Raw genomic sequence first — 24,119 nt, forward strand, 5'->3', positions numbered from 1 at the left:
CTTCTCACCCCCTGACCGGCCCTTCGGCCTCCACCTTCGCCTGGTCCCGGGCGAGCTCCTCGCGCAGGCTGCGTGCCCGGTAGTAGAAGGTCACGAAGGTGGAGGTGATAACGATGAACAGCGAGTACATCACCGGAATCAGCAGCATCTGCTGCTGGGTCTCGCCGGCAAACGACAGGGTAACGATCAGCACCGCCAACGGCCCATTCTGGATGCCGGTCTCCAGCGACACGGTGCGCGCCTTCTGCGGATTGAGCCGCACCGCGCGGCTGAACCAGTAACCGATCAGGAAGCCACACAGGCCCAGCCCCACCGAGGCCAGGTAGACCTCGGGGCCGGTGGTCATCAGCAGCTGCCAGTTGCGCGGCACCCAGGTCGCGATCAGGAAGACGATTACCACCACCCCGAGGATGCCGCCCATCAGCTCGGTGCAGGCGCCGACGTTGGCGTTGCGCCGGCGCAGCCACATGCCGAGCAGGGTCGGCACCAGCAGCACGCCGAGCACCGCCACGATATTGCCCGAGGGGATCCGGAAGGCGGCGTCGATGCCGCTGGTGTAGAAGGTCAGCACCAGGGGCACCATGACCACCGCCAGCAGGGTCGAGCAGACCGTCATCAGGATGGAGAGCCCGAGCAGGCTCTTCGAGAAGTAGGCGAAGATGTTGGAGGTGGTGCCGCCGGGCACGCAGCCCATCAGGATCAGGCTGACCGCCTGGATGGGGGGCAGCTGCAGGGCGCGGCCGATCAGGAAGGCGAGCAGCGGCATGAAGAGGTACTGGGAGGCAAAGCCGATGCCGATCGCCTGGGGGTGGCGCAGGGCGATGCGGAAGTCCTTGAAGGTCAGCGACGACCCCATGCCCAGCATGATCACGGCCATCATGATGGCCAGCAGGGTCTCCTCGAGTGGGCTCAGCATGATGGTCTCCCGTCAGTGGCGGCGTGCGGATGATCCTTGAGGTACTGGGCGCGCAGGTCCTTGCGCAGCACCTTGCCGATGGGGCTCTTGGGCAGCTCGTCGACGAAGGCGATCTGCTTGGGCACCTTGTAGCGGGCCAGCTGCTGCCGGCAGTGGGCCTTCACCGCGTCGCGGTCGAGCTCGCCGCGGGTGACGATATAGGCGCGCACCGCCTCGCCGGTGTCCAGGTCGGGCACGCCGATCACCCCCACCTCGTGCACGGCGTCGAGCAGGGCGATGCAGTCCTCCACCTCGTTGGGGTAGACGTTGAAGCCGCTGACCAGGATCAGGTCCTTCTTGCGGTCGACGATGCGCAGGTAGCCGTCCGCGTCCATGGCGGCCACATCCCCGGTGTAGAGCCAGCCGTCGCGCAGGGCCTCGGCGGTGGCCTCGGGCTGCTGCCAGTAGCCCTGCATCACCTGGGGGCCCCGGGCGGTGAGCTCTCCAGGCTCCCCCTGGGCCACCGGCGCGCCGGCGTCATCGACCAGGCGGACCTCGGTGCCGGGTACCGGAATGCCGATGCTGCCCGGCTTGCGCGTCCCCACCAGGGGGTTGAAGCTGATCACCGGCGAGCTCTCGGTGAGGCCGTAACCCTCCACCAGCGGGGTGCCGGTGATGGCCTCCCAGCGCTCGGCCACGGCGGCGTGCAGTGCCGTGCCGCCGGCCGCTGCGGCGCGCAGCTTGCGTGGCGGGTAGAGGGTGAACCACTCCTCGTTGAGCAGGGCATTGAAGAGGGTATTCACCCCGCTGATCCAGCTCACGGGGTAGTTCTCGATGGCCCGCTGCAGGTTCTGGATCGGCCGCGGGTTGGGCACCAGGACGTTGTGGGCGCCGTGCTTGAAGAAGGCGAGCAGGTTCACCGAAAAGGCGAAGATATGATAGAGCGGCAGGGCGGTAAGCACGCACTCCTCGCCGTCGCCGATATGCGAGCCGGCCATCGCCTCGATCTGGGCCACGTTGGCGAGCAGGTTGCCGTGGCTGAGCATGGCCCCCTTGGCGATGCCGGTGGTGCCGCCGGTGTACTGCAGCGCGGCGAGGCTCTCCGGGGCCAGGTCGCGCCAGTAGTCGGGCACGCTGATGCCCTGTGCCTGGCCCAGCCGCCGGCCCTCGGCCAGCGCCTCACCGAGGGGAGTCGCCTTGACCGGGCAGGGCGGGATCACCCGGTTCCAGTAGCGGAGCACCGCCTGCACCACGTGGCGCACCACGGGCGGGAAGAACTGGGCGAGGCTTGCCACCACCACATGGCGGATGGCGGTGTGTGGCAGCACCTCGGGGAGCTTGTCGACGAACATATCGACGATCACCAGCGCTTCGGCGCCGCTGTCGTGAAACTGGTGAATCATCTCGCCGGCCGCGTAGAGCGGGTTGGTGTTCACCAGCACGCAGCCCGCCTTGAGGATCCCGAACACCACCACCGGGTAGCTCAGGCAGTTGGGCAGCTGCACCGCGACCCGGCTGCCGGGGGCGAGACCCAGGCCCTCGCGCAGATAGAGGGCGAAGGCGTCGGAGGCCGCGTCGACCTGGGCATAGCTGAGCGCGCCGTTCATGCCGTTGGGCATGCAGCTGGTAAAGGCGCGCCGCTCGGCGAAGCGCTCGGCGCTGTCGCTGATCAGCACCGCCAGGTTGGCGTGTTCCGGGGGCGGCAGCTTGGCCGATATGCCGTCGCGGTAGTGACGCGTCCAGGGGTGAGGGGGCTGGCGGCGAGGGGTGGCGGCATCCTGCGATGACTCCATGGGGTTCCTCCCTGGGGGTCGCTTATTATTTTAGTTCTTTCTTGTTTCTTGATAGCGGGTATCGGCCGCCACTGCACCCCCCTTTTCTCGCCGCCTGGCGCACGCTCTTTCCACGCCTCGGTGGCACTGCCTCTGCCGGTGGAGACTTGCAGGGGAGTGGCGTGAGTCGACAGGGCGTGTCGGACTGCTAGGCTTGAGCAACTCAGCCGCGCATCCTACGCATCGACGCGAAGCGTGATGCGCTAGTCAAGCGGCGAGCCTTGGCGAACGCCAAGGCGAACAGTGGATAGATACCAGGTAATGGCTTAGGCTTTCTCCATGACTCGCACCATGATTCGCACGGACAAGTGGCCACTACACGCCACGACGCAGCAGCGACATCTGATGCGCTTGACGCTGGCGGAGTACCGTCAGTTCTGCCGTGCGTTGTCGGTGGTGATCCTGGCCAACTGGCCATCGCTGCAGCAGGCCCCGAGCGTTGCCGCTGCCGTCGAGCGGCTGATGCACCCGATCAAGAAGAACCCCTCGCCTCGCCACCACTACTTCGCCAAGCGTTTCTACAAGTTCCCGTCCTACCTGCGCCGAGCCGCCATCGAGTTCGTCAAGGGTCAGGTATCGAGCTACCTGACCCGCTATCGGGCCTGGCAGGCGGGAGATCGCCAGCGGAAACAGGCCAAGTCGCCGCACTTCAACCCCGTCGCCGGCTGCTATCCGGTGATGTATCGCGGGCAGCTGGTCAAGTTCGACGCTGAGTTCACCACCGCCAGCCTGAAGCTGTGGGATGGCAAGGAGTGGTTGTGGCATGACGTGGCGATCAAGGCGGTGCGTCAGCGCCATCGTCTTGGCACGGTGAAGTCGCCCACCCTGGTGCTCAACCGGCACTGCCACCTGGCGGTGCCAGTAGAAATCACGCCAGGCAGTCTCCCCGATCAACAGCGCGTCTGCGCCGTGGACGTGGGGATCAATACGCTGGCCACGGCCAGCATCGTGACACCGGACGGCACTGTCGCGGCGCGTGGATTCTTCCACCCCGCCGCGGACATAGACCGTCGTGACAAGCGCGCCACGCTGATTCGCCGCAAGGCGCGCAAGACCGCCAAGCTCTCGAAAGGGTTCGGGCGGACGTGGTATCGCAAGGCCCAGCACATCAACAAGGACATCGCCCAGCAGACCTCCCGTCGACTGGTCGACTTCGCGCTGGCACAGGGCGCCAATGTGATCGTGCTGGAGGACTTGAAAGGCTGGCGACCCAGGGCGGGCAGAAAGCGGTCGGGGCTGCGCCAGCGCTTCCATCAGTGGCTGCATCGCCGGCTGGCCACGCTGATCGAGCAGAAGATGGCCGAGGCCGGTGGTCGGGTTGTCTACGTCTATGCCCGGGGCACTTCTTCCTGGGCGTTCGACGGCTCGGGCCGCGTCAAGCGGGACAAGGTGCAATACGAACTAGCCACCTTCCCGAGTGGCAAGCAGTACAACGCCGACCTCAACGCCAGCTACAACATCGGTGCCCGCTATTGGGCTTGGAAATACAAGCTGACCCACCGCAAGGATGGGCAGTTGTCAGCGGGCAGAAGCTCCCCTGGCAAACCGAGAACACCGGTCACGCTCTCAACGCTTTGGCGGCGAGAGCCTGAAGCCCCGCATCGATGCGTCGCATGATGCGTGGGAGTGTTCACGAGCTGAACCCACAAGAATCCAAGGATTTACCATGTTGTTGAGTCGCAGCACGATATCAGGACTGGCGCTTCTGGCGATGGCCGGTGCTCCCGCCCTTGCTCATGCTGAGCCCGACGAGTGGGGGGATCATCGTCTGGTACCGAGGATCGAGGGGAGCGAGCTGCTCTCCTATGAGTTCGCCGAGTTCGAGCGTGTCGAGCTGACCTTCGGGCCTCGTGAAGACGGCGAGTATCCGGAGGCGCGGGCGCTGGAAGGCGAGCATACCCAGCTGCTCTACCTGCTGCGTAGACCGGAGGTGAGCCCACTGCAGGTCAAGCGCGCCTACCGCCAGGGGCTGGAGGACGCCGGCTTCGAGATCGAGTTTGCCGGCAGCGGCCGCGACGAGCTCGGTCGCCGCTTTCATCGCTTCGATACCTTCGACCGCAGCCGGCCCAGCGGGACCAGCGTGCACGATTATGGCTGGTCGAGCAGTGAAAGTGACAGGCACTTCCTGGCCGCTCGCCATGCCGAGGAAGAGGTCTTCGTGAATGCCTATATCCACGAGAATCGGCGCGATGGGGGCGAGCCCGTGCTGCGCGTTGACGTGGTGGAGAAGCCCGAGGAAGCCCCCACTTTGGGTGTCGTGGCCCCTGAGCCAGGAGAGCTGCCGCAGGAGCGTGATGAGATAGTGGCCGCGCACGACGCTGAAGAGCTGAGTGCTGCCGAGATAGAGGAGGGCATCGTTGCGGAAGGCAGAGTCGCGGTGCGCGATACCCTCTTCGAGTTCGACAGCGCCGAGATCATCGACGAATCCGCCGATGCCCTGGCCACCATCGCCGAGGTGCTGGATGAGAATCGCGACCTGGAGCTGCTGATCGTCGGTCACACCGACAACGTGGGCGATTTCGAGTACAACCTCAACCTCTCCATGGAGCGTGCCCAGGCGGTATCCGACTGGCTCGAGGAACGCCACGACCTGGACGGCGAGCGCCTGCAGGCCGCCGGTGCGGGCATGATGGCGCCGGTGGCCACCAACCGTGACGAGGAAGGCCGCGAGCAGAATCGGCGGGTCGAGCTGGTGGAGCTGTGAGCCAACCGGCCCTGCCGTGATGGCCTCGGGCCCCGGCTGGCAACCTCACGAGACATCCCACCCCGCGGCCCATACCGAGGGCTCCAGGCTGAGCCGGCCCACCACCTTCTCCACCAGGGAGTCGTTGCGGCCGCTGGACATAAGCCGGGCGCTGACCACCACCGCCTGGCGCTCCTCCAGGTTCTCGCTCTCCAGGCGCTGCAGCTGCATGGCGTCGCCGAGCAGGCCCTGCAGCATCAGGGCGCGGATATGCGCCTCTTCGCTCTCCCGGCAGGTCACGCTGATCTCATAGGTCCAGTCCACCTCGTCCGGGCTTGCCTCCAGCGGCTGGCGGTTGATCAGCACCGACAGCGGCCGCAGCAGGATATTCACGCCGAGAATGCACAGCGTGACCATGATGGCGGCGGCATAGAAGTCGGCGCCGGCCAGCACGCCGATGGCGGCGGAGCACCAGAGGGTGGCGGCGGTATTGAGGCCGCGAATGTTGGCGCCCTCCTTCATGATCACCCCGGCGCCCAGAAAGCCGATGCCCGAGACCACCTGAGCCGCCATGCGGGTGGGGCTGATCTCGTCGGCCACCATCATCGACATCAGGGTGAAGCTGGCTGCCCCCAGCGAGACCAGGGCGTTGGTGCGCAGGCCCGCCATGCGCTGGCGCCACTGGCGCTCTATGCCCACCAGGGCGCCCAGCACGGCGGCCAGGGCCAGCGGTAGCATCAGCTGAAGCTGCATCATCAGTGTCATCTCGAACTCTCCTGTTCGGCCGGCCCTCAGGCCGGCAGACCCAGCATGGCCGTGGCCAGGGCAAAATAGAGCACCACGCCGACGATGTCGGCGAGGGAGGTCACCAGCGGGGCCGAGGCGGTGGCGGGGTCCAGGCCCAGCCGCTCGAGCCCGAGCGGCAGCAGCATGCCGATGAGGCTGCCCATCAGCACCACCAGCACCATGCTGATGGCCACCACGCTGGCGATCTCGGGCCCGGCGCGCAGGGTGCCGATCCCCAGGATGCAGAGCGCCATGGTGAGGCCCAGCGCCAGGGCCACGGCGACCTCGCGGCCCAGCAGTCGGGCCCAGTCGCTTCGGCGCACCTCACCGGTGGCCATGCCGCGGACCATCAGGGTGGCGGCCTGGGCGCCGGCGTTGCCGCTGCTGTCCACCAGCAGGGGCAGGAAGAAGACCAGGGCGATATAGGCCTCGATGGTGGCCTCGAAGTGGGCGATACCGGCGCCGGCGAAGATGTTGGCGAACACCAGCAGCACCAGCCAGCCCACCCGCTTGCGGTAGAGCTCGAAGGGCCTGGCCGTGCGCACCGAGCCCTCCAGCCTGGCGATGGACATGCCCTTGTGCATGTCCTCGGTGGCCTCCTCCTCGGCCACGGTCATGGCGTCGTCGTAGGTGACGATACCCACCAGGCGCCCGTCTGCCTCCACCACCGGCAGGGCCAGCAGGTCGTAGCGCGAGATCATCTCCGCCACGCCTTCCTGGGGCGCGGCGACCTCCAACGTCAGGACGTCGCGGGTCAGGTAGCCGGCGAGGGGGGCGCTTGGCCTGGCGAGGATCAGCTTGCGCAGGGAGATGGTGCCGACCAGCTGCCCCGACTCGTCGAGGGCATAGACCTGGTAGATGGTCTCGGCCTCATCGGAGTGCTGCTGCAGCACCTCCAGCACCTCCTGAACGGTGGCGGTCTCGGGCACCGCGACGCACTGAGGCGTCATCAGCGCGCCTGCGGTGCCCTCCGGGTAGCTCGCCAGGCGCTCGAGCTCGCGCTGCTCTTCCGCCGTCAGGTAGCGCAGCAGGCCCTGGCGACGCCCCGCCTCGACCTGCCTGAAGAGATCGGCCCGGGCGCCCGGTGCGAGGCTCTCCAGCAGGTCGCCGAGCTCCTCCTCGGTCATCAGCTCGGCGAGGCGTCGCTGGCGCTCCGGCGGCAGCTCGGTAAAGGTGGCCGCCCGGGCCGCGGCGCCGAGAAAGCTCAGCAGCGCCAGGGCGGCATAGGGCATCTCGTCGCGGCAGATCTCGGCCAGGTCGACGGGATGCAGCTGGCTCACGCAGGCGCGAATGGCCTCGGCATCGCTGGCCCGCATGGCCTGCTGGAGCCGCTCCTGAGGGCTTGCCTTGTGCGCTGTCATGACGGCCTCAGCCCGGCAGGCCCAGCACCGCGGTAGCGATGGCGAAGTAGATCAGCACGCCCACGCCGTCGGCGATGGAGGTCACCAGCGGGGCGGAGGCGGTGGCCGGGTCGAAGCGCAGGCGCTGCAGCAGGAAGGGCAGCAGCATGCCGATCAGGCTGCCCATGATCACGATCAGCACCATGCTCATGGCCACCACCATGGCGATCTCGGTGCCGGCGCGGAAGATCCCCACCACGGAAACGGCCAGCGCCATGGTCAGGCCGAGGCCGATGGCGACCGCTACCTCGCGGCCCAGCAGCTTGGCCCAGTCTCGGGTTCGCACGTCGCCGGTGGCCATGCCGCGTACCATCAGGGTCGCCGCCTGGGAGCCGGCGTTGCCGCCGCTGTCCACCAGCAGGGGCAGGAAGAAGACCAGGGCGATATAGGCCTCGATGGTCTCCTCGAAGTAGGCGATGCCGGCGCCGGAGAAGATGTTGGCGAAGACCAGCAGCACCAGCCAGACGATGCGCTTGCGGTAGAGATCGAACAGGCTGGCGTTGCGCAGGCTGCCCTCGATCTTGCCCACCGAGACACCCTTGTGCATGTCCTCGGTGGCCTCCTCCTCGGCCACGTCCATGGCGTCGTCATAGGTCACGATGCCCACCAGGCGGTCGCCGCCGTTGGTCACCGGCAGGGCCATCAGGTCATAGCGCGAGATCAGCTTGGCCACCTCTTCCTGAGGGGTCTCCACCTTGGCCACCACCAGCTCCTCGGTCATCAGGCTCGCCAGGGTGTCCTTGGGGTTGGCCAGGATCATCTCGCGCAGCGACAGGGTGCCCTGCAGGCGGCCCTCGTCGTCCACGCAGTAGATCTGGTAGATGGTCTCGGCGTTGGGGCCGGTGCGGCGCACCTTCTCCAGCGCCGTCGCCACGTCCGCCTCGGCGGGCACGGCCACGTACTCGGAGGTCATCAGGGCCCCGGCGGTGCCTTCCTCGTAGCTGGCCAGCTTGCGGATGTCCTCGCGCTCGGCGTGGGCCAGGCGGCGCAGCAGGCCCTGCTGGCGGCCTTCATCGAGCATGTTGAAGAGGTCGGCACGCTCGTCGGCATTCATGAAGTGCATCAGCTCGGCGAGGGTGGCGTCCTCCATCTCGGCGGCAAGCGCACTCTGGGTCTCCTCCTCCAGGTAGCCGAAGGCGCTGGCCCGCTGCTCCATGGGCAGGTAGTCCAGCAGGGAGACGGTGGTGTCCTCCTGCTCGTGCTGGATGAACTCGGCCAGGTCGGCGAGCTGCATCTCGGCGACCAGGTGGCGGATGGCGTCGGTGTCCTGACGCTGAAGGGCGCTGCGCAGGGAGGCAGCGAGAACGGCATAGCTCATGGTATGGCTCCTTGGCGCGCGTCGCTGTGGGCGCGCAGGAGCCACGGCCTAGCGGATAGGCAGGGGCAGGCTCCGGCGCACCACGACGTTCGACGCGGCGCGTTCGATCAGATTATCGGTCGTGTAGTGGCGACTCGGAGGTTCCATTGATTCCTCAAAGGGGTTTCGCTGCCATGCAGCAGCAGGGCGCATATTAGCGGGCGACTTGACCCAGGTAAAGTTTCATGGAGAGCCCTGGCGCGACGGCATCGTCGGTGAGTGCCTGCGCGCTTGTCGATCGACCCGCCCAGCATTCACGGCGCCTCTGGGAAGAGATCCACCGCCACCGGGTCATGGTCCGAGGAGCGGAAGGCGTCGGGCCGGATGAGCCCTGCGGCGCTCTCCGGGCCGTCGTAGCCGAGGAAGGGGGGCTCGTCGGCGTTGATGGGCCAGGGGTGCACCGCCGCCACGGCCGCGGCCAGTTCGGGGCTCGCCAGGGCGTGGTCCAGGTAGCCCGATTCGCCGCGGAAGACGTAGGTGTAGCGCTGCTCCGGCGGCAGCTCCCGGGCGATCAGGTCGACCAGGCCGGTATCGGTCAGGGTGCGGATCGGGTCCTCGGCGCCATAGGCGTTGAGGTCGCCGACCAGCAGCAGCTTCTCGCTTCCCTTGGTGGCGAGCCGCTCGAGGAAGGCCGCCATGGCTTGCGCCTGGGCCACCCGGCGCTCGTTCCAGCAGCCCTGGCCGCGGTCGATATCGCCCCGGGCGGGGCAGCCGGTCTTGGACTTGAAGTGGGCGGTCACCACGCCGAAGGGCTCTCCGCCCTCCTGGCCGCGGAAGAAGGCCGCCAGCGGCGGGCGATGGTGCACCGGGTCATTGTCGGCATGGAGCTCGCTGATGGCCTCTACCCGGTCCGGCCGATAGATGAGGGCGAGCTTGATGGCATCGGAGCCGCGGTCGGCGCTGCCGCCCACCGCCCGGTAGCTCACGCCGGTGCGCAGGCTCAGCTGCTCGACCAGGTCGGCCAGCGCCCCCGGAGTGTTCTGAACCTCCACCAGTGCCAGGATATCGGCACTCAGCCCCGCCACCGCGGCGGCGAGCTTGGCCCGCTGGCGCTCCAGCTCCTCGGCGTTGGCCGCGCCGCGCTGGCCCAGGGTGGTGAAGTAGTTCTCGACGTTGAAGGCCGCCACCCGCAGCCGCTCTCCCGGCTCGTCCAGCGGCGCCGGGCGCGGGTTGGCATCCAAGAAGCGCGGTGTCTCGGTGGGGTGCAGGCGCCAGGCGTCGAAGGCGTGGGTCAGCACCCCGGTCAGCCCCGCGACCCGGCTGCCGACGCGTCGGGTGCCGTCGTCGTTCAGGTAGGGAATGGGGCTCGGGAAGGCACGGTAGCTGCCGTCGTCGAGCATCAAGACGGCGCGCTCCTGGTCATGGTCCGGCGCATTGGTAGGGCGGAAGAGCCGCTCATTGGCGAGCCTCAGGGAGCCATAGCGCCCCAGCTCGTAGTTGCCGGTAACGGTGAGGGGCTCAGGGAAGGCGACCAGCCGCCCCTCCAGCCGGGAGAGCGCCTCCTCGTCCAGGGGCCAGGCCAGCGCCTCGGGCTCCGGCAGTTGGTCGCGGGCGCAGATCTCGACGCGCTCGACCCGCTGCAGCTGAATCTGCCCGCGGTATTCGCCGGTGCGGGCGTGGAGCTGGACGTGCTTGCCCGGCACGAGGCGTTCGGCGTCACGCTCGGTGGCCCCGGGCATGTAGACGAAGAGCCCCACCGGGCCCTGCTCGGTGGCCTGCTGCAGGTAGAAACCGTTGAGGCGGTCGCGGCCCAGGAAGGCGCCGGTCACCACGCCCTCGGCCACCACCGACTCGCCCTCGGGCAGGGCCTGGGTGTCGCCTATCCCCTTGATGGTGGCCAGGTCGGCGCTGGAGGTCTCGGGGCAGCTGGCCGCCGCCGGCGCGGCCGAAAGCATCAGGGCCAGCAGGCCGGAGAAGAGGGCGGTCAGGGCGGGGGACTTGGGCATGAGATAACGCCAGCAGGGTGTTGAGGGGAGAAGAGTATGCCTCGCCGCGGCGCCATGGGCACGCCGGTCGACACCGGCAGGGCGCTGTGCTGTCGGGTGGCTGCTGGAGTAGCACTGGGCAGTCTGCGTATCATGGGGCCGCGTTTGCCGGCATGCGCCGGCGCTGCCTCATGAACCCGAAAATACGCCGGGAGCCAAGGTGCAAGAGAGCCTGGGAGTCTTCAATCTGCTGCTGGTGGCCGTGGGCGGAGCCCTGGGCGGCATGGGCCGCCTGGCGGTCACCAACCTCTTCAGCCACTGGCTGGGGACGCGCTTTCCCTGGGGCACCCTGGCGGTCAATCTGAGCGGCGCCCTGGTGGCGGGCTGGTGGGCCGCACGGCTGGGGATTCCCACCACCCTGGATCTCTCCTCGGCCTGGCTGGCGCTGGTGGTGGGGCTGCTGGGCGGCTACACCACCGTCTCCTCCTTCAGCCTGCAGACCCTGACCCTCTGGCAGAGCGGCCATCCGCGCCGCGCCGTGGCCAACGTGCTGGCCACCTGCCTGGCGGGCCTGGCCATGGCGGCGCTCGGCTGGTGGCTGGCGGGAGGTGGCGCATGAGTCGGCGCTACTCTGCTCTGGTGCCCTACGCGGCGGTGGGGCTCGGCAGCGCTCTGGGTAGCCTGCTGCGCTATCTGGTCTCGCTGAGCTCTCTGACGCTTTTCGGCTCGCTCTTCCCCTGGGGAACCCTGGCGGTCAATGTCGTCGGCTCCTGGCTGATCGCCTGGCTGGCCACCCTGGGCGGACGCTACGCCCACGGCCGCGTGGCGCGCTGGCAGCCCTTTCTGGTGGCCGGCTTCTGCGGCGGCTTTACCACCTTCTCGCTGTTCAGCCTCGAGACCCTGCACCTGCTCACCCTCGGCCGCCCCTGGCTGGCCGCGGCCTACGTGTCCATAAGCCTGCCGCTCTGGTTCGCCGCCGCCTGGCACGGGCAGCGGGTGGCTCATCGAATGGCGCGCTAGCGCGGCTTGTACTGGGTGGGGCAGTGGGCCCGCTCCACTCCGGCCGGGCGCAGCGCCCGGTGCTTGGTGGCACGTCCGGTAACGCGCTGACGCCAGCGTCGGAAGGCGGCCGGCTTCAGCGCGCGGCGCATGATCGCCACGGTATCGGCCTCGCTCAGGCCGAACTGCGTCTCGATCGCCTCGAAGGGAGTGCGATCCTCCCAGGCCATCTCGATCAGGCGCGAGCGCTCGTCGGCAGGCAGCCGGCGGTAGCGCTCGAGAGCAGAGCGGCGCATGGGGACTCCTTGTGCGGTCGGCGTATGGAAAGGGGGCTGGCGGAGGCTGAGACAGCGCCGGGGAGCAAAGGCTCCCCGGCGGATGGCGTCTCGGAGGCGGTACCGGGCCGCCGGCACTCAAAAGAACTGGCGCACCCCGACAAAGGCGCGGCGCCCCGGCTCGCTGCCCAGCTGGTCATCGATGCTGGCGTTGAAGAGGTTGTCGACCCCGCCGAACAGCTCGGTGTTGCCCAGGGGCGGTGGCAGGGTCAGGCGCTCAGGCGCCTGCGCCGTTCCATCAGGTGCCGGATCAGCAGGCCCGCCAGGTAGAGCAGGGCGGCGCAGAGCACGATGGTGGCGCCGGCCGGCAGGTCGCCGGCATAGGCGGTTGCCAGCCCCACGCTCACCGCCAGCAGGGCCGCACCGCAGGCGGCAAGCATCATGCCGGGCAGGCGGGCCGTACCCAGCCGGGCGGTGGCGGCCGGCAGGGTGACCAGCGCCATGACCATCACCAGCCCCACGGTGTGGACCAGCACCACGACCGCCAGCGCCACCACGATCAGAAAGCAGGCGTAGAGCAGGCCGGTGGGCACGCCTCGCAGGGCGGCGAATTCCGGGTCGAACAGGGTGGCCGCCAGCGGTCGATAGCTCAGCCACAGCAGCCCCAGCATGAGCGCGTTGAGGCCCAGCATCAGCATGACCTGGTCGCGGGTGGCCATCAGCAGGCTGCCCAGCAGGTAGCTCATCAGATTGACGCTGTAGCCGGGGGCCTGGGCCAGGGCGATGATGCCGACGGCCATGCCCACCGCCCAGAGGGCGCCGATCAGCATGTCCTCGTTCTCCCGGATGCGCAGGCTGGCAAAGGCGATCAGCAGCGCCGAGGCCACGGCCGCCAGCAGGGCGCCGAGCAGCGGCGGGGCGCCCAGCCAGTGGGCGATGCCCAGGCCGCCCAGCACGCTATGGGCAATGCCGCCGGCCATGAAAGCGAGGCGCCGTGAGACCACCAGCGGGCCGACCACGCCGCTGGCCACGGCGCTCGCCAGGCCGGCCAGCATCACGATCTGCAGGAAGGGGTAGTGCCAGAGGGCTTGCAGGAAGGTCATCGGTGGCCGGCCTCCCGGTGCGCAGTCGGATGAGCGGTCGGGTGAATGTCGGGTAGCGTCAAGGAGCGTCGCGACAGGCAGCGCTCCACGTGGAGCAGTTCGCCCAGATGGGGCCAGGCCTGCTCGAGGTCGTGGGTGACCATGAGAATCGGCAGCCGCTGCGCCAGCGCCGCCAGGGTGGCCATCAGGGCGTCGCCGCCGGCTCGGTCCAGGTGGGCGCAGGGCTCGTCGAGCAGCAGCATGTCGGGATTCGCCGCCAGGGCCCGGGCAATCAGCATGCGCTGACGCTGGCCGCCGGAGAGCGAGCGCGGCGTGCGCCCCTGCAGCTCGGTGATCTGCAGGGCGGCGAGCGCCTCATCGATGCGGGCGTGGTCGTTCCTTCCCAGGCGGCGCCACCAGCGCGCATCGAGGCGGCCCTGGGCGACGATGTCGCGCACGCTGAGCGGCGTGTCCGCCTGCAGGGTGGGGTGCTGGGCCACGTAGCCGAGCCGGTGGCGCTGCTGTGACACCGTGCCGCCCAGCAGCTCGATGTTGCCGCGGGAGGGTGTCAGCAGGCCGGCGATCAGGCGCAGCAGGGTGCTCTTGCCGCCGCCGTTGGGGCCGCTGATCGCCACCAGGCGCGGGGCGTCCAGGCAGTAGCTGACGTCGCTGAGTATCGGCGTGCCGTCGGCATAGCCGAAGGCGACCCGCTCCAGGCGCAGCAGCGGCGGGGTTAGAGCCACCTTGCCAGCTCCTCGGCAATATGGCGCATGTTGTCCAGCACGTCCTCGGCCAGGGGGTCGATGGCGACGACTTCCGCGCCCACCGCATCGGCGACCGCTCGCGCCACCTCCTGGTTGAACTGGCGCTGCACGAAGATGACGCGTACCTCCTCGGCGAGGGCCGTCTCGATGGTGGCCTGCAGCGCCCTGGGGCCGGGCTCGCGGCCGTCCACCTCGATGGGAATCTGACGCAGCCCGTAGTCCCGGGCCAGGTAGCCCCAGGCCGGATGAAAGACCATGAAGGCGCGACCTTCGACGCCGCTCAGCGTCTCGGCCATGTCGCGGTCCAGCGCCTCCAGCGCTGCGACATGGCGCGCCGCTCCGGCCCGAAACTGCTCGGCATGTTCCGGCAGCAGCCGAGTCAGGGCGTCGCGCACGCTACGGGTCTGTTCGATCATGCGGCGCGGGCTGACCCAGATATGCCGATCCAGGCGCTCCGGGTTCAGCGTCATGCCGTCGGGTACGGCGTGCAGGTGCTGGGCGATCGGCAGCAGCTCGATCCCCTCACGGGTATCTACGAAGGTGACCTGCGGGTGCGCCTGCTTCAGGCGCGGCAGCCAGGTGTCCTCGAAGGGCACGCCGATGGAGAAGTAGGCCAGCGCGTCGTTCAGCCGAGTCATCTGGCGGGGGCCGGGTTCGAAGGTGGCCGGGCTCTGGCCCGGTGGTACCAGCACCTCGACACGGGCCAGGTCGCCGGCCACGGCCTCGACCATGGACTTCTGGGGCAGGATGCTGACGAACAGCGTATGGGGTGCGGCGGCGGCCGGCACGGCGAGTGCCAGCAGGCAAGCGGCCAGCAGCAGGCCGCCCAGGCTGCGCCGTCGAAGCATCGAGGCGCGTTGGAAATGGTGGCGCATGGCGGAGCCCGTCCCTGATGTCGTGGGTAATTACATGAGTAATTACGTTATAACATAACGACATTGCGGCGGGAGGGCGGCAGGTTGCCGCAGCGCGCGACGGCGTGCGCTGCGGCTCGGCGAGTCAAGGCGGACGGCCGGATTAACCGACGTCGTTGCCCAGGGACTTGAGCCTGTCGGGGCTGAGGGCCAGGTCGTCGTTGCGATTGACGCCCACGCCTCGCTCGATGATGCCGCGGGCGATCGCCTGGGCCTCTTCCAGGGAGTGCATCTGATAGGTGCCGCACTGGTGCTCGTTGAGCTCCGGAATGTCCTCCATGCGCTTGACCTCCAGCACGTCGCGCATGGCGGCCAGCCAGGCGTCGGCGACGCTCTGCTCGCTCGGGCTGCCCAGCAGGCTCATGTAGAAGCCGGTGCGGCAGCCCATGGGCGAGATGTCGATGATCTCGACGCTGTCGCCGTTCAGATGCTGGCGCATGAAGCCGGCAAACAGATGCTCCAGGGTATGGATGCCCTTTTCGCCCATCATGTCCTCGTTGGGCTTGTTGAAGCGCAGGTCGAAGACGGTGATGACGTCGCCGGAGGGGGAGCGCATGGTCTTGGCAACGCGCACCGCCGGGGCATTCATGATGGTGTGGTCTACGGTAAAGCTGTCGAGAAGCGGCATGTCGACTCCTGCAGGTCAGGGGGAAGGGCGCGGCGGCACGGGCCGCGCCCGGTGCCTGCATGGTATCTCGCCGCGCCGCCTGTTCGCCAGCGCCGGACGTTTGACGAAGGGCCGGCGCTGGACTATCGTAACGTCATTACATGGAGTTTTGGAATGAAGGCAGCGCAAGGAATGGAGAAAACGCAGGGAATGGAAAAAACGCAGGGAATGGAGAGACAGCATGGACACCTGTGACGCCCACGACCATCGCTCGGCCCCGCCCCGCTCGGTGCCCGACGAGCAGCGCCTGGCCCGCACGGCGGGGCTCTTCAAGGCGCTGGGCGACCCCGCCAGGCTGGCGCTGCTGTACCAGCTTCGAGAGGGCGAACGCTGCGTCGGCGACCTGGTGGCGGAGGGCCAGAAGCTCTCCACCGTGTCCGCCAGACTTCAAACCCTGTTGAATGCCAGGCTGGTGGTCAGGCGTCGCGATGCCAAGCACCTTTTCTATCGCCTGGCGGACCAGCATGTTGTCGAGCTTATCGAGAACGCCTTGGCGCATGCTGACGAGCTGACGTCCGCGGGTTCGGGTCAGGCCCACCCGAGCGACGTCTAGCCCCCGAGAAGTGACTACCCCAGGAGGTCACCATGAGCTGCAAGATTCATCACGATCATCCCCATGAGCACGGCCCGGACTGCGGCCATACCCGCATCGTGCACAACGGCCACGTCGACTATCTCCACGATGGCCATCTGCATCACCCCCACGATGACCACGTGGATGAGCACGTCATCGAGGTGTCCGACAAGAACCCCGATGCCTGCACGCCGCACCATCAGTGCCAGGGCCATGACCCCGACCACGTGCACGGCCCGGGATGCGGCCACGAGCCGGTACCGCACGGCGATCACATCGACTATCTGGTGGACGGCCACCTGCACCATCCGCACGGCGACCACTGCGACGATCACGGGCCGATCGACGTCGTGCGCTGATCGCCGCTGACGGCTCGCCCCGGTGAGCCGTCAGGCCCGTCACCTCCCGACACCCCCCGGCGCTTGCGCCGGGGGGTGTTGCGTCAAGGGATCTCCAGAAAGGCCATGGGCGCTCCCTGAGGGCGTCCGACCAGCGCCTCGTCGCGGACCACTGCCTGGCCGCGTACCACGGTGGCGATCGGCCAGCCGGTCACCGCCTGGCCATGGTAGGGCGTCCAGCCACTGACGCTGGCGATCCAGTCGTTGGTGATGGTGCGCCGGGCGGCCAGGTCCACCAGGGTGAGGTCGGCGTCGAAGCCCGGCGCGATGCGCCCCTTGCCCTCGATGCCGAACACCCGGGCCGGCCCGGCGCTGGTCAGGTCCACCAGCCGCTGCAGGCTGAGCCGGCCCTGATGCACGTGGTCGAGCATGACGGGCACCAGGGTCTGCACGCCGGTCATGCCGCTGGGAGAGTCCGGGTAGGGCCTGGCCTTCTCCTCGCGGGTGTGGGGGGCGTGGTCGCTGCCGATCATATCCACCACGCCGTCGCGAATCGCCTGCCACAGCCTCCGGCGGTGGGCCTCGTCGCGCACCGGCGGGTTCATCTGGGCGAGGCTGCCCAGGCGCTGATAGCACGCCGGGGCGCACAGCGTCAGGTGGTGGGGCGTTACCTCGACGCTGACGCGGCGCTTGTGGCGGGCCAGATAGGCCATCTCGTCGGCGGTGGAGACATGCAGCACGTGAAGTCGGCGGCCGCTCTCGGCGGCCATCTCCACGATGCGCCGGGTGGCCATCAGCGCGCTCTGCGGATCCCGCCAGCGGGGGTGGTCGCAGACGTCGCCGCTGGCCTCCACCAGGGCGCGGCGCTCGCGCAGCCGCGCCTCGTCCTCGGCGTGCACCGCCAGGCGGCGCCGGCCGTGGCTCAGGATGCGCCGCAGCACGGTGTCGTCGTCGGCCAGCAGGTCGCCGAAGGAGCTGCCCATGAACACCTTGACGCCGGCACAGCCCGGCAGCCGCTCCAGTTCGGCGAGGCGTTCGGCGTTGACCGCCGACCCGCCCATGTAGAAGGCGTGGTCGCACCAGGCGCGGCCGCGGGCGCGGTCGAACTTGGCCGCGAGGTCTTCCGGGGTCAGGGTCAGGGGAGCGGTGTTGGGCATCTCGAAGACGCCGGTGACGCCGCCCAGCACGGCGCCGCGGGTGCCCGCTTCCAGGGTCTCCTTGTGGGTCAGGCCCGGTTCGCGGAAGTGCACCTGGGTATCGATCACGCCGGGCAGCACGTGCAGGCCGGCGGCTTCCAGAGTGCTCTCGGCGGACCAGTGGCCGCGCAGCTCGCCCAGGGCCACGATGCGCCCGCCGAGGCAGGCGAGGTCCAGACGCTGGATGCCGGAGGGCGTGACCACCTCTCCGTCGAGCACCAGCAGGTCGGCGTGGCGATGGGCCAGGCGCGCGTCGAGGTCGTCGGTCGAGCTCATGCGGAAGCCTCCGCGGCGCTTGCCGAAGCGCGCAGGCGCGCCAGGCGAGCCGCCTGGTCGCGGCGCCGAGCCCCCCGGTCGGGGGCCTGGCACTCGGCCTGGAGCCGGGCGATGGCCTCCTCCACGTCCAGGGTGCCGAGATCGCTGCCGTCCCGGTGGCGCAGGGTCACGCGGCCCTCGGCCGCCTCCCGGCCGCCGACGATCAGCAGGAAGGGCGTCCGCTGCAGGGTCTGCTCGCGGATCTTGTAGCCGATCTTCTCGTTGCGCACGTCGGCCTCGGCGCGCAGCCCGGCGCCGCACAGCGCCTCGCAAAGCGCCTCGGCGTAGCCCGCCTGGGCCTCGGTGATCGACATCACCACCGCCTGCTGCGGCGCCAGCCAGGCGGGCAGCTTGCCGGCGTGATGCTCGATCAGGATGCCGAGGAAGCGCTCCAGGGAGCCGAACAGCGCGCGGTGCAGCAGCACGGGGCGCTGGCGCTGGCCCTGTTCGTCCACGTAGTCGAGCCCGAAGCGCTCGGGCAGGTTCATGTCCACCTGCAGGGTGCCGCACTGCCAGTCGCGGCCGATGGCGTCGCGCAGCACGAACTCCAGCTTGGGCCCGTAGAAGGCGCCCTCGCCGGGGTTGAGCTCGTAGGCCAGCGCCATCGTCTCCAGGGCGTCGGTCAAGGCCCCCTCCAGGCGGTCCCAGACGGCCTCGCTGCCCATGCGATTCTCCGGCCGGGTGGAGAGCTTGAGGCGCACCTCCTCGAAGCCGAACTCCCGGTAGATATCGAGCACCAGCGCCACCACCCGGCGGCACTCCGCGTTCATCTGCTCCGGCGTGCAGTAGATATGGGCGTCGTCCTGGGTGAAGTGGCGCACCCGCAGCAGGCCGTGCAGGGCGCCGGAGGGCTCGTAGCGGTGGACCTTGCCGAACTCGCCCATGCGGATGGGCAGGTCGCGGTAGCTCTTCAGGCCGTGGCGGTAGAGCAGCACGCTGCCGGGGCAGTTCATCGGCTTGAGGGCCAGGGAGCGACCATCCTCCGTCTGGGTGGTGTACATGTGCTCCTGATAGTTCTGCCAGTGGCCCGAGGTCTCCCAGAGGCCGCGGTCCATGATGTCCGGCGTGTTCACCTCCACGTAGCCGCCGGCGGCCTGGCGGCGGCGCATGTAGGCGATCAGGGTCTGCAGCACGGTCCAGCCGCCGGGGTGCCAGAACACCGCGCCGGGGGCCTCCTCCTGGAAGTGAAAGAGCCCCAGCTGGCGGCCCAGGCGGCGGTGGTCGCGCTTCTCCGCCTCCTCCAGGCGCTTGAGGTAGGCCTTGAGGGCCTTGCGGTCGGCCCAGGCGGTGCCGTAGAGACGCTGCAGCTGGGCGTTGCGGGCATCGCCCCGCCAGTAGGCGCCGGAGAGCTTGGTCAGCCGGAAGTGCTTGAGAAAGCGGGTGTTGGGCACGTGGGGGCCGCGGCACATGTCCACGTACTCCTGGTGAAAGTAGAGCCCCAGGGTGGCTTCGTCGGTCATCTCCTCGATCAGCCGCCGCTTGTAGCTCTCGCCGCGCTCGCGGAAGATCCGCAGGGCCTCTTCCCGGGGCACCCGCCGCTTGATGACGTCGTACTCCTGGGCGATCAGCGCCTTCATGCGCGCCTCGATGGCCGCCTGATCCTCCGGCGTGAAGGGGCGCTCGAAGGCGATATCGTAGTAGAAGCCGTCGTCGATGACCGGGCCGATCACCATCTCGGCATCGGGGTAGAGCTGCTTGACGGCGTGGCCCACCAGGTGGGCGCAGGAGTGGCGGATGATCGCCAGCCCTTCGGGGTCGTCTGGCGTGATCACCTGCACCCGGGCGTCCCGGGTGATGGGGTCGCAGGCGTCCACCAGCTCGCCGTCCACGCGGCCGGCCAGCGCCTGGCGGGCCAGGCCGGGGCCGATGGCGGCGGCGATCTCCGCCACGCTGGTGGGGGACGCCAGCGTCAGCTCGCGCTCGTCCGGCAGGGTGATGGTGAGGGTGTCGCCGGCGGCGGGGGAGGGCGTCTCGGTCATGGCGTCGTTCTCATGGGGTTCTCGGGGAGATGGGGCGCAGGAGATAGGGCGCAGGAAATAGAGATCAGGCGCTGCCGGTGGCGAGGGTCAGCGGCGCCCAGCGGGGACCTTCGGGCGTGTCGCGCACCTCGGCACCCAGCTCGGCCAGGGCGTCGCGCAGGGCGTCGGCGCGGGCGAAGTCGCGCTGCCGTCGTGCGCTTTCGCGTTCGGCGACCAGCGCCTCGATGCGCGCCACCGGCAGGTCGGAGCGCCGGGGCGACAGCGCCGCCAGGGCCTCGGCGGGGGGCTGTTGCAGCAGGCCCAGTAGCCTGGCCGAGGCCAGCACGGCACCCTTGGCGCGGGCGCGCCCGGCGTCGTCGGCGGCGGCCTTCAGGTCATCCACCAGCCGCTGCAGGCGGGTCAGCGCCTCGGCAACGTTGAGGTCCCGGCGCAGCGCCGCCGTAAGCTCGGCATCCGGCGGCGTCGCGGGGTCCGCCTCGAGCCCCTCCACCTCGGAAAGCGCCCGATAGTGGTCGATCAGGGTGCGGCGGGCGCGCATCAGGCGCTCGCTGTTCCAGTCCAGGGGGCGGCGGTAGTGGGTGGCGAGCAGGGCCAGGCGCACCGCCTCCCCAGGGGCCTGGTCGAGCAGGTCGCGCACCAGCAGCACGTTGCCCAGCGACTTCGACATCTTCTGGCCGTCCACGGTGACGAAGCTGTTGTGCACCCAGGTATGGCAGTAGCGGGCGCCGTGGGCGCAGGTGCCCTGGGCGATCTCGTTCTCGTGGTGGGGAAAGATCAGGTCCTGGCCGCCGCCGTGGATGTCGATGGTGTGGCCCAGGTGCTCGCCGATCATGGCGGTGCACTCCACGTGCCAGCCGGGGCGTCCGCGCCCCCAGGGGCTCTCCCAGCCCGGCTGCTCGGGCGCGGAGGGCTTCCACAGCACGAAGTCCAGCGGGTCGCGCTTGTAGGGCGCCACCTCCACCCGGGCCCCGGCCAGCATCTCCTCGGGGCGGCGCCCGGAGAGCTGGCCGTACTCGGCGAAGGAGCCGACCTGGAAGAGCACGTGCCCCTCGGCCTCGTAGGCGTGGCCGCGCTCGATCAGGGTCTCGATCAGCGCGATGATCTCGGGCATGTGCTCGGTGACCCTGGGCTCGAGGTCCGGCGGCAGCACGCCCAGCGCCCGCATGTCCTCGTGGTAGGCGTCGATATAGCGTTCGGTGATGGTGTGGATCGGCACCCCGGCGTCGGCCGCCGCGGCGTTGATCTTGTCGTCCACGTCGGTGAAGTTGCGCGCATAGACCACCTGTGAATAGTCCTGGCGCAGCACCCGCGCCAGCAGGTCGAAGACCACCGCCGGGCGGGCGTTGCCGATATGGGCGTAGTTGTAGACCGTGGGGCCGCAGACGTAGAGGGTCACGCGGTCCGGCCGTTCGGTGCGCAGCGTCTCGCGGCGGCGAGTCAGGGTGTTGAAGAGTTGCATCGTGCTCCCATGGGTGGCGTTGGCGTTACCGGCTCGGCGGCGCGGTGATGACCTCCACCGCGTCGTCGCGAATGGCGTTGTAGAAGCAGTTGGGGCGGCCGGTGTGGCAGGCGGGCCCCTGCTGGTCGACCCGCAGCAGCACCGCATCGCCGTCGCAGTCCAGCCGTGCCTCGACCAGTCGCTGGCGGTGCCCGGAGCTCTCGCCCTTGCGCCACAGGGTCTGCCGCGAACGCGACCAGTAGCAGACGCGCCCGGTGGTCAGTGTCTCCAGCAGCGCCTCGCGGTTCATCCAGGCCAGCATCAGCACCTCGCCGCTGTCGTGCTGCTGGGCGATGGCGGTGATCAGGCCGTCGGCGTTCCAGGGAATGGCGGCCACCACTTCGGCCAGCGCATGGCGCTCGCCGCGCTCGGCCTGCTCCAGCTGCAGCCAGATACTCATCACGTCTCCTGCCAGTTCCACTGGCTGCGCGCCACGGCGTCGTGGGCGTGCAGGCTCTCGGCGTGCACCACGCGCAGGGAGAAGCCCTCGAGGCCGGGCTGGTCGCGCAGGGCGTGGTGCAGGCGCCGGGCGGCATCCTCGCAGAACATCAGGTTCTGGCCGTTGGCCAGGGCGAAGGCCTGCTCGTCCACGCGCTTCACGGCGGTCTGCAGGGCGGTGCCCAGCGCCTGCTCCACGCGGTCGACCAGCGCCAGCAGCGGCAGCGCCGCCTGGCCGGCGTCGAGGCGCACGGCCAGGTGCGCCTGGCTGCGCTGGCTGTGGGGCGTGGCCAGCACGCCCTGGTCGCTGCCCAGCCAGGCCCTGACCGACTCGCGGGTCACCGGCATCTCGGTAAAGTCCTCGTCGAAGGCCTGCTGGATCAGCTGGCGGGCCAGGGCCGCCGAGCAGGGGCAGGTGGAGGAGTAGCCCACGCTCAGCTCGAGGATGGCGTGCAGGCCCTGGGCATCACGGCGGCAGCGCAGGGTAAAGGGGTAGGTCTTCCAGCCCGACAGGGGGCTGATCAGCGCCGGGCGGCGCAGCAGCGCTTCCCCCTCCAGGTCGAGAAAGGCGCGCTTGGCGAGCCCCTCGTGGCTCTCCAGAAAGGCGTCGAGCACCGCGGCCACCCGGGGCAGCGAAAGCTCCTGATCTTCCAACTCGGCCAGCGCCAGGTAGAGGCGCGACATATGGATGCCGCGGGCGGTGGGATCATCGAGGCTGACGCCCGCCGAGGCGCGGCCGGCGATGGCCTGGCCGGCCACCTTGAGCGGCAGGGCGATGCCCTCCATGCCCACCCAGCTCAGGGTGCCGAGGCGGGTGGAGGGCGAGGCCGCGATATCTTCCAGAGGTTGCTTGTTCATGAAGGGCTCATTCGGTGATTGCGGCTGTAAATGTTATAACATAACATTTTGCATCGACCGATCACCAGTCAAAGGCCTACCCGAGGTACACCATGTCGCGTCACGCCAGCTCGCTTCCTTCGTCTGCCGATCCGGCCGGCGGTTTCCACCGGCTGAGAGGTTTCCTGACCCGCCACCGATGGCGGCTGGGCGGTCTGGCGCTGCTGGTCATCGTGGCCGCGCTGCTGATGCAGCTGGGCGTGATGCGCGGCCTGAGCCTGCAGATCCTGGCCTGGCAGCGCGAGCTTCACCGGGCGCTCACCCTGGCGGTGAGCGGCTGGTCCGAGACGCCCAGCTGGGCCACCGCCGGCTGGCTGCTGGCGCTGAGCTTCGGCTATGGGGTCTTCCATGCCGCCGGTCCCGGCCACGGCAAGGCGGTGCTCTCCACCTACCTGGTCTCCCAGGGGGGTGGCCTCAAGCGCGCCCTGGGGCTCTCGTTCAGCGCTGCCCTGCTGCAGGGCATGATGGCCATCGCCATGGTGCTGGTGCTGGTGCAGGGCCTGGGCTGGCTGACGCGCCGGGCCGTGGGCAGCGTGGCGAGCCTGGAGCTGGCGAGCTTTCTGATGGTGGCGCTGCTGGGGGCCTGGCTCTGCCTGAGGGCCTGGCGGCTGCTGCGGCGCACGAAGGCCAGCGGCGATCACGGCCAGCAGGATCACCGCCACGCCCACCGCCACGCTCACCACCATGATCACGACCACCAGGGGGCTCACGGCCATGCGCACGCTCGCCGCCATGCCCATGCCCATGACCACAGCCACGCCCATGACCACAGCCATGAACATAGCCATACGCATGATCACGGCCACGCTACGCATGATCACGGCCACGCCCATGGGCACGCTCACGGCCATCAGCACGATGGTTGTGGCTGCGGGTCGCGCCACCATATCGCCCCGGAGGAGGTCGGCAACTGGCGCACGGCGCTGGCCACGGTGGTGGTGATCGGCCTGCGCCCCTGCACCGGCGCGGTGCTGATGATGGGGGCGGCCAGCCTCTTGGGCCATGCGGCCCTGGGGGCCGCGGCGGTCATGGTGATGGCGCTGGGCACGGCGATGACGGTCTCGGCCCTGGCGCTGGCCAGCGTGCTGGCCCGGGACTGGGTCATGCGCCACTACGGCCGCTTCGCCGGCGGCGGTGGCGCGGCGCGCCTGGGGCGGCTAAGCGGCTGGCTGGCCATGGGAGGCGGCCTGGCGATTCTGTGGCTCGGCGCCTCGCTGGCCTGGCAGGTCGGCAGCGCGCCGACGGGCGGACTGCCGCTGCTCTCCTGAAGGTGCCGGGACGCCGCGTTGACGCCTAGATGGCTTA

The 24,119-nt window shown here is 69.3% G+C and carries 23 protein-coding genes; 7 read left to right on the plus strand and 16 right to left on the minus strand.

Annotated features, from left to right (window positions below):
- Positions 1 to 4: 4 nt before the first annotated feature.
- A complete protein-coding gene (locus tag NHL60_RS05290) occupies positions 5 to 916 on the minus strand; it encodes a bile acid:sodium symporter (RefSeq protein ID WP_253449815.1) in 912 nt (303 codons plus the stop codon).
- Positions 910 to 2,688, minus strand: coding sequence for an AMP-binding protein (locus tag NHL60_RS05295; RefSeq protein ID WP_253449818.1), 1,779 nt, complete (start codon positions 2,686 to 2,688; stop codon positions 910 to 912). The genes NHL60_RS05290 and NHL60_RS05295 overlap by 7 nt, the downstream gene beginning before the upstream one ends.
- 318 nt (positions 2,689 to 3,006) lie before the next feature.
- On the opposite strand from NHL60_RS05295, the gene NHL60_RS05300 reads away from it, so the two are divergent.
- Complete coding sequence (locus tag NHL60_RS05300) at positions 3,007 to 4,344, plus strand: RNA-guided endonuclease TnpB family protein (RefSeq protein WP_253449821.1); 1,338 nt, start codon at positions 3,007 to 3,009, stop codon at positions 4,342 to 4,344.
- A 94-nt stretch (positions 4,345 to 4,438) separates the two neighbouring features.
- The gene (locus NHL60_RS05305) at positions 4,439 to 5,431 is read left to right on the plus strand and encodes an OmpA family protein (RefSeq protein ID WP_253449824.1); all 993 of its coding nucleotides are present in this window, start codon (positions 4,439 to 4,441) and stop codon (positions 5,429 to 5,431) included.
- A gap of 45 nt (positions 5,432 to 5,476) precedes the next feature.
- Here the strand turns inward: NHL60_RS05305 and NHL60_RS05310 are convergent, their stop codons facing one another.
- From NHL60_RS05310 to NHL60_RS05325, 4 genes are all read right to left on the minus strand, one after another.
- Positions 5,477 to 6,175, minus strand: coding sequence for an MgtC/SapB family protein (locus NHL60_RS05310; RefSeq protein ID WP_253449826.1), 699 nt, complete (start codon positions 6,173 to 6,175; stop codon positions 5,477 to 5,479).
- 26 nt (positions 6,176 to 6,201) lie between these two features.
- Positions 6,202 to 7,557, minus strand: coding sequence for a magnesium transporter (gene mgtE, locus NHL60_RS05315; protein ID WP_253449828.1), 1,356 nt, complete (start codon positions 7,555 to 7,557; stop codon positions 6,202 to 6,204).
- A gap of 7 nt (positions 7,558 to 7,564) precedes the next feature.
- Positions 7,565 to 8,914 (minus strand): magnesium transporter, encoded by a 1,350-nt coding sequence (gene mgtE, locus NHL60_RS05320; RefSeq protein ID WP_253449830.1) that lies wholly within the window; start codon positions 8,912 to 8,914, stop codon positions 7,565 to 7,567.
- Positions 8,915 to 9,207: 293 nt separating this feature from the next.
- Complete coding sequence (locus NHL60_RS05325; RefSeq protein WP_253449832.1) at positions 9,208 to 10,899, minus strand: ExeM/NucH family extracellular endonuclease; 1,692 nt, start codon at positions 10,897 to 10,899, stop codon at positions 9,208 to 9,210.
- 199 nt (positions 10,900 to 11,098) lie between these two features.
- On the opposite strand from NHL60_RS05325, the gene crcB reads away from it, so the two are divergent.
- Both crcB and NHL60_RS05335 read left to right on the plus strand, forming a co-directional pair.
- The gene (gene crcB / locus NHL60_RS05330) at positions 11,099 to 11,497 is read left to right on the plus strand and encodes a fluoride efflux transporter CrcB (RefSeq protein ID WP_253449834.1); all 399 of its coding nucleotides are present in this window, start codon (positions 11,099 to 11,101) and stop codon (positions 11,495 to 11,497) included.
- The gene (locus tag NHL60_RS05335) at positions 11,494 to 11,898 is read left to right on the plus strand and encodes a CrcB family protein (RefSeq protein ID WP_253449836.1); all 405 of its coding nucleotides are present in this window, start codon (positions 11,494 to 11,496) and stop codon (positions 11,896 to 11,898) included. Before crcB ends, NHL60_RS05335 begins: the two co-directional genes overlap by 4 nt.
- Here the strand turns inward: NHL60_RS05335 and NHL60_RS05340 are convergent.
- The 5 genes from NHL60_RS05340 to luxS all read right to left on the minus strand — a co-directional run bounded on the left by NHL60_RS05340 (position 11,895) and on the right by luxS (position 15,540).
- A complete protein-coding gene (locus tag NHL60_RS05340; protein ID WP_253449839.1) occupies positions 11,895 to 12,173 on the minus strand; it encodes a TIGR03643 family protein in 279 nt (92 codons plus the stop codon). The two genes, NHL60_RS05335 and NHL60_RS05340, sit on opposite strands and share 4 nt — an antisense overlap.
- A 248-nt stretch (positions 12,174 to 12,421) precedes the next feature.
- Entirely contained in the window at positions 12,422 to 13,255 is an 834-nt protein-coding gene (locus NHL60_RS05345; RefSeq protein ID WP_253449842.1) for a metal ABC transporter permease, read from the minus strand.
- Entirely contained in the window at positions 13,252 to 13,977 is a 726-nt protein-coding gene (locus NHL60_RS05350) for a metal ABC transporter ATP-binding protein (protein WP_253449845.1), read from the minus strand. Before NHL60_RS05350 ends, NHL60_RS05345 begins: the two co-directional genes overlap by 4 nt.
- A complete protein-coding gene (locus tag NHL60_RS05355; protein WP_253449848.1) occupies positions 13,968 to 14,873 on the minus strand; it encodes a zinc ABC transporter substrate-binding protein in 906 nt (301 codons plus the stop codon). Before NHL60_RS05355 ends, NHL60_RS05350 begins: the two co-directional genes overlap by 10 nt.
- Positions 14,874 to 15,015: 142 nt before the next feature.
- Positions 15,016 to 15,540 carry an S-ribosylhomocysteine lyase gene (gene luxS, locus NHL60_RS05360; protein WP_253449851.1) on the minus strand — a complete coding sequence of 175 codons (525 nt, stop codon included), beginning with the start codon at positions 15,538 to 15,540 and terminating at the stop codon, positions 15,016 to 15,018.
- Between the two features lie 220 nt (positions 15,541 to 15,760).
- On the opposite strand from luxS, the gene NHL60_RS05365 reads away from it, so the two are divergent.
- The gene (locus NHL60_RS05365; RefSeq protein ID WP_253449854.1) at positions 15,761 to 16,132 is read left to right on the plus strand and encodes a helix-turn-helix transcriptional regulator; all 372 of its coding nucleotides are present in this window, start codon (positions 15,761 to 15,763) and stop codon (positions 16,130 to 16,132) included.
- Between the two features lie 32 nt (positions 16,133 to 16,164).
- Entirely contained in the window at positions 16,165 to 16,512 is a 348-nt protein-coding gene (locus NHL60_RS05370; protein WP_253449857.1) for a hypothetical protein, read from the plus strand.
- Positions 16,513 to 16,595: 83 nt separating this feature from the next.
- Here NHL60_RS05370 and NHL60_RS05375 read toward each other — a convergent pair whose 3' ends face one another.
- The 5 genes from NHL60_RS05375 to folE2 form a co-directional block, all read right to left on the minus strand.
- Positions 16,596 to 17,963: a dihydroorotase gene (locus NHL60_RS05375; RefSeq protein ID WP_253449859.1), complete on the minus strand. Its 1,368-nt coding sequence runs from the start codon at positions 17,961 to 17,963 to the stop codon at positions 16,596 to 16,598.
- Positions 17,960 to 19,981, minus strand: a complete 2,022-nt coding sequence (thrS, locus tag NHL60_RS05380) for a threonine--tRNA ligase (RefSeq protein ID WP_253449862.1) — start codon at positions 19,979 to 19,981, stop codon at positions 17,960 to 17,962. Before thrS ends, NHL60_RS05375 begins: the two co-directional genes overlap by 4 nt.
- Before the next feature lie 64 nt (positions 19,982 to 20,045).
- A complete protein-coding gene (gene cysS / locus NHL60_RS05385; protein WP_253449865.1) occupies positions 20,046 to 21,440 on the minus strand; it encodes a cysteine--tRNA ligase in 1,395 nt (464 codons plus the stop codon).
- Between the two features lie 25 nt (positions 21,441 to 21,465).
- On the minus strand, positions 21,466 to 21,879 hold the full coding sequence (hisI, locus tag NHL60_RS05390) for a phosphoribosyl-AMP cyclohydrolase (protein WP_253449868.1): 414 nt from the start codon (positions 21,877 to 21,879) through the stop codon (positions 21,466 to 21,468).
- Positions 21,879 to 22,775 carry a GTP cyclohydrolase FolE2 gene (gene folE2, locus NHL60_RS05395; protein WP_253449871.1) on the minus strand — a complete coding sequence of 299 codons (897 nt, stop codon included), beginning with the start codon at positions 22,773 to 22,775 and terminating at the stop codon, positions 21,879 to 21,881. Before folE2 ends, hisI begins: the two co-directional genes overlap by 1 nt.
- A gap of 92 nt (positions 22,776 to 22,867) precedes the next feature.
- Here folE2 and NHL60_RS05400 point away from each other — a divergent pair, with 92 nt between their 5' ends.
- Positions 22,868 to 24,082, plus strand: a complete 1,215-nt coding sequence (locus tag NHL60_RS05400; RefSeq protein ID WP_253449874.1) for a nickel/cobalt transporter — start codon at positions 22,868 to 22,870, stop codon at positions 24,080 to 24,082.
- The last annotated feature ends 37 nt before the right edge of the window (positions 24,083 to 24,119 follow it).

The sequence above is a fragment of the Halomonas sp. Y3 genome (genome assembly GCF_024137965.1).
GTDB lineage: Bacteria > Pseudomonadota > Gammaproteobacteria > Pseudomonadales > Halomonadaceae > Halomonas > Halomonas mongoliensis.

Bases quoted from the DNA above. Each gene is read 5' to 3' on its own strand.
- NHL60_RS05365 (WP_253449854.1), top strand. From the start codon at position 15,761: ATGGACACCTGTGACGCCCACGACCATCGCTCGGCCCCGCCCCGCTCG.
- NHL60_RS05355 (WP_253449848.1), bottom strand. From the start codon at position 14,873: ATGCGCCACCATTTCCAACGCGCCTCGATGCTTCGACGGCGCAGCCTG.
- NHL60_RS05345 (WP_253449842.1), bottom strand. From the start codon at position 13,255: ATGACCTTCCTGCAAGCCCTCTGGCACTACCCCTTCCTGCAGATCGTG.
- NHL60_RS05340 (WP_253449839.1), bottom strand. From the start codon at position 12,173: ATGCGCCGCTCTGCTCTCGAGCGCTACCGCCGGCTGCCTGCCGACGAG.
- NHL60_RS05300 (WP_253449821.1), top strand. From the start codon at position 3,007: ATGACTCGCACCATGATTCGCACGGACAAGTGGCCACTACACGCCACG.
- NHL60_RS05335 (WP_253449836.1), top strand. From the start codon at position 11,494: ATGAGTCGGCGCTACTCTGCTCTGGTGCCCTACGCGGCGGTGGGGCTC.
- NHL60_RS05305 (WP_253449824.1), top strand. From the start codon at position 4,439: ATGGCCGGTGCTCCCGCCCTTGCTCATGCTGAGCCCGACGAGTGGGGG.
- NHL60_RS05370 (WP_253449857.1), top strand. From the start codon at position 16,165: ATGAGCTGCAAGATTCATCACGATCATCCCCATGAGCACGGCCCGGAC.
- NHL60_RS05310 (WP_253449826.1), bottom strand. From the start codon at position 6,175: ATGACACTGATGATGCAGCTTCAGCTGATGCTACCGCTGGCCCTGGCC.
- cysS (WP_253449865.1), bottom strand. From the start codon at position 21,440: ATGCAACTCTTCAACACCCTGACTCGCCGCCGCGAGACGCTGCGCACC.
- NHL60_RS05375 (WP_253449859.1), bottom strand. From the start codon at position 17,963: ATGAGCTCGACCGACGACCTCGACGCGCGCCTGGCCCATCGCCACGCC.
- folE2 (WP_253449871.1), bottom strand. From the start codon at position 22,775: ATGAACAAGCAACCTCTGGAAGATATCGCGGCCTCGCCCTCCACCCGC.
- NHL60_RS05400 (WP_253449874.1), top strand. From the start codon at position 22,868: ATGTCGCGTCACGCCAGCTCGCTTCCTTCGTCTGCCGATCCGGCCGGC.
- mgtE (WP_253449828.1), bottom strand. From the start codon at position 7,557: ATGACAGCGCACAAGGCAAGCCCTCAGGAGCGGCTCCAGCAGGCCATG.
- thrS (WP_253449862.1), bottom strand. From the start codon at position 19,981: ATGACCGAGACGCCCTCCCCCGCCGCCGGCGACACCCTCACCATCACC.
- NHL60_RS05290 (WP_253449815.1), bottom strand. From the start codon at position 916: ATGCTGAGCCCACTCGAGGAGACCCTGCTGGCCATCATGATGGCCGTG.
- luxS (WP_253449851.1), bottom strand. From the start codon at position 15,540: ATGCCGCTTCTCGACAGCTTTACCGTAGACCACACCATCATGAATGCC.
- NHL60_RS05295 (WP_253449818.1), bottom strand. From the start codon at position 2,688: ATGGAGTCATCGCAGGATGCCGCCACCCCTCGCCGCCAGCCCCCTCAC.
- hisI (WP_253449868.1), bottom strand. From the start codon at position 21,879: ATGAGTATCTGGCTGCAGCTGGAGCAGGCCGAGCGCGGCGAGCGCCAT.
- NHL60_RS05325 (WP_253449832.1), bottom strand. From the start codon at position 10,899: ATGCCCAAGTCCCCCGCCCTGACCGCCCTCTTCTCCGGCCTGCTGGCC.
- mgtE (WP_253449830.1), bottom strand. From the start codon at position 8,914: ATGAGCTATGCCGTTCTCGCTGCCTCCCTGCGCAGCGCCCTTCAGCGT.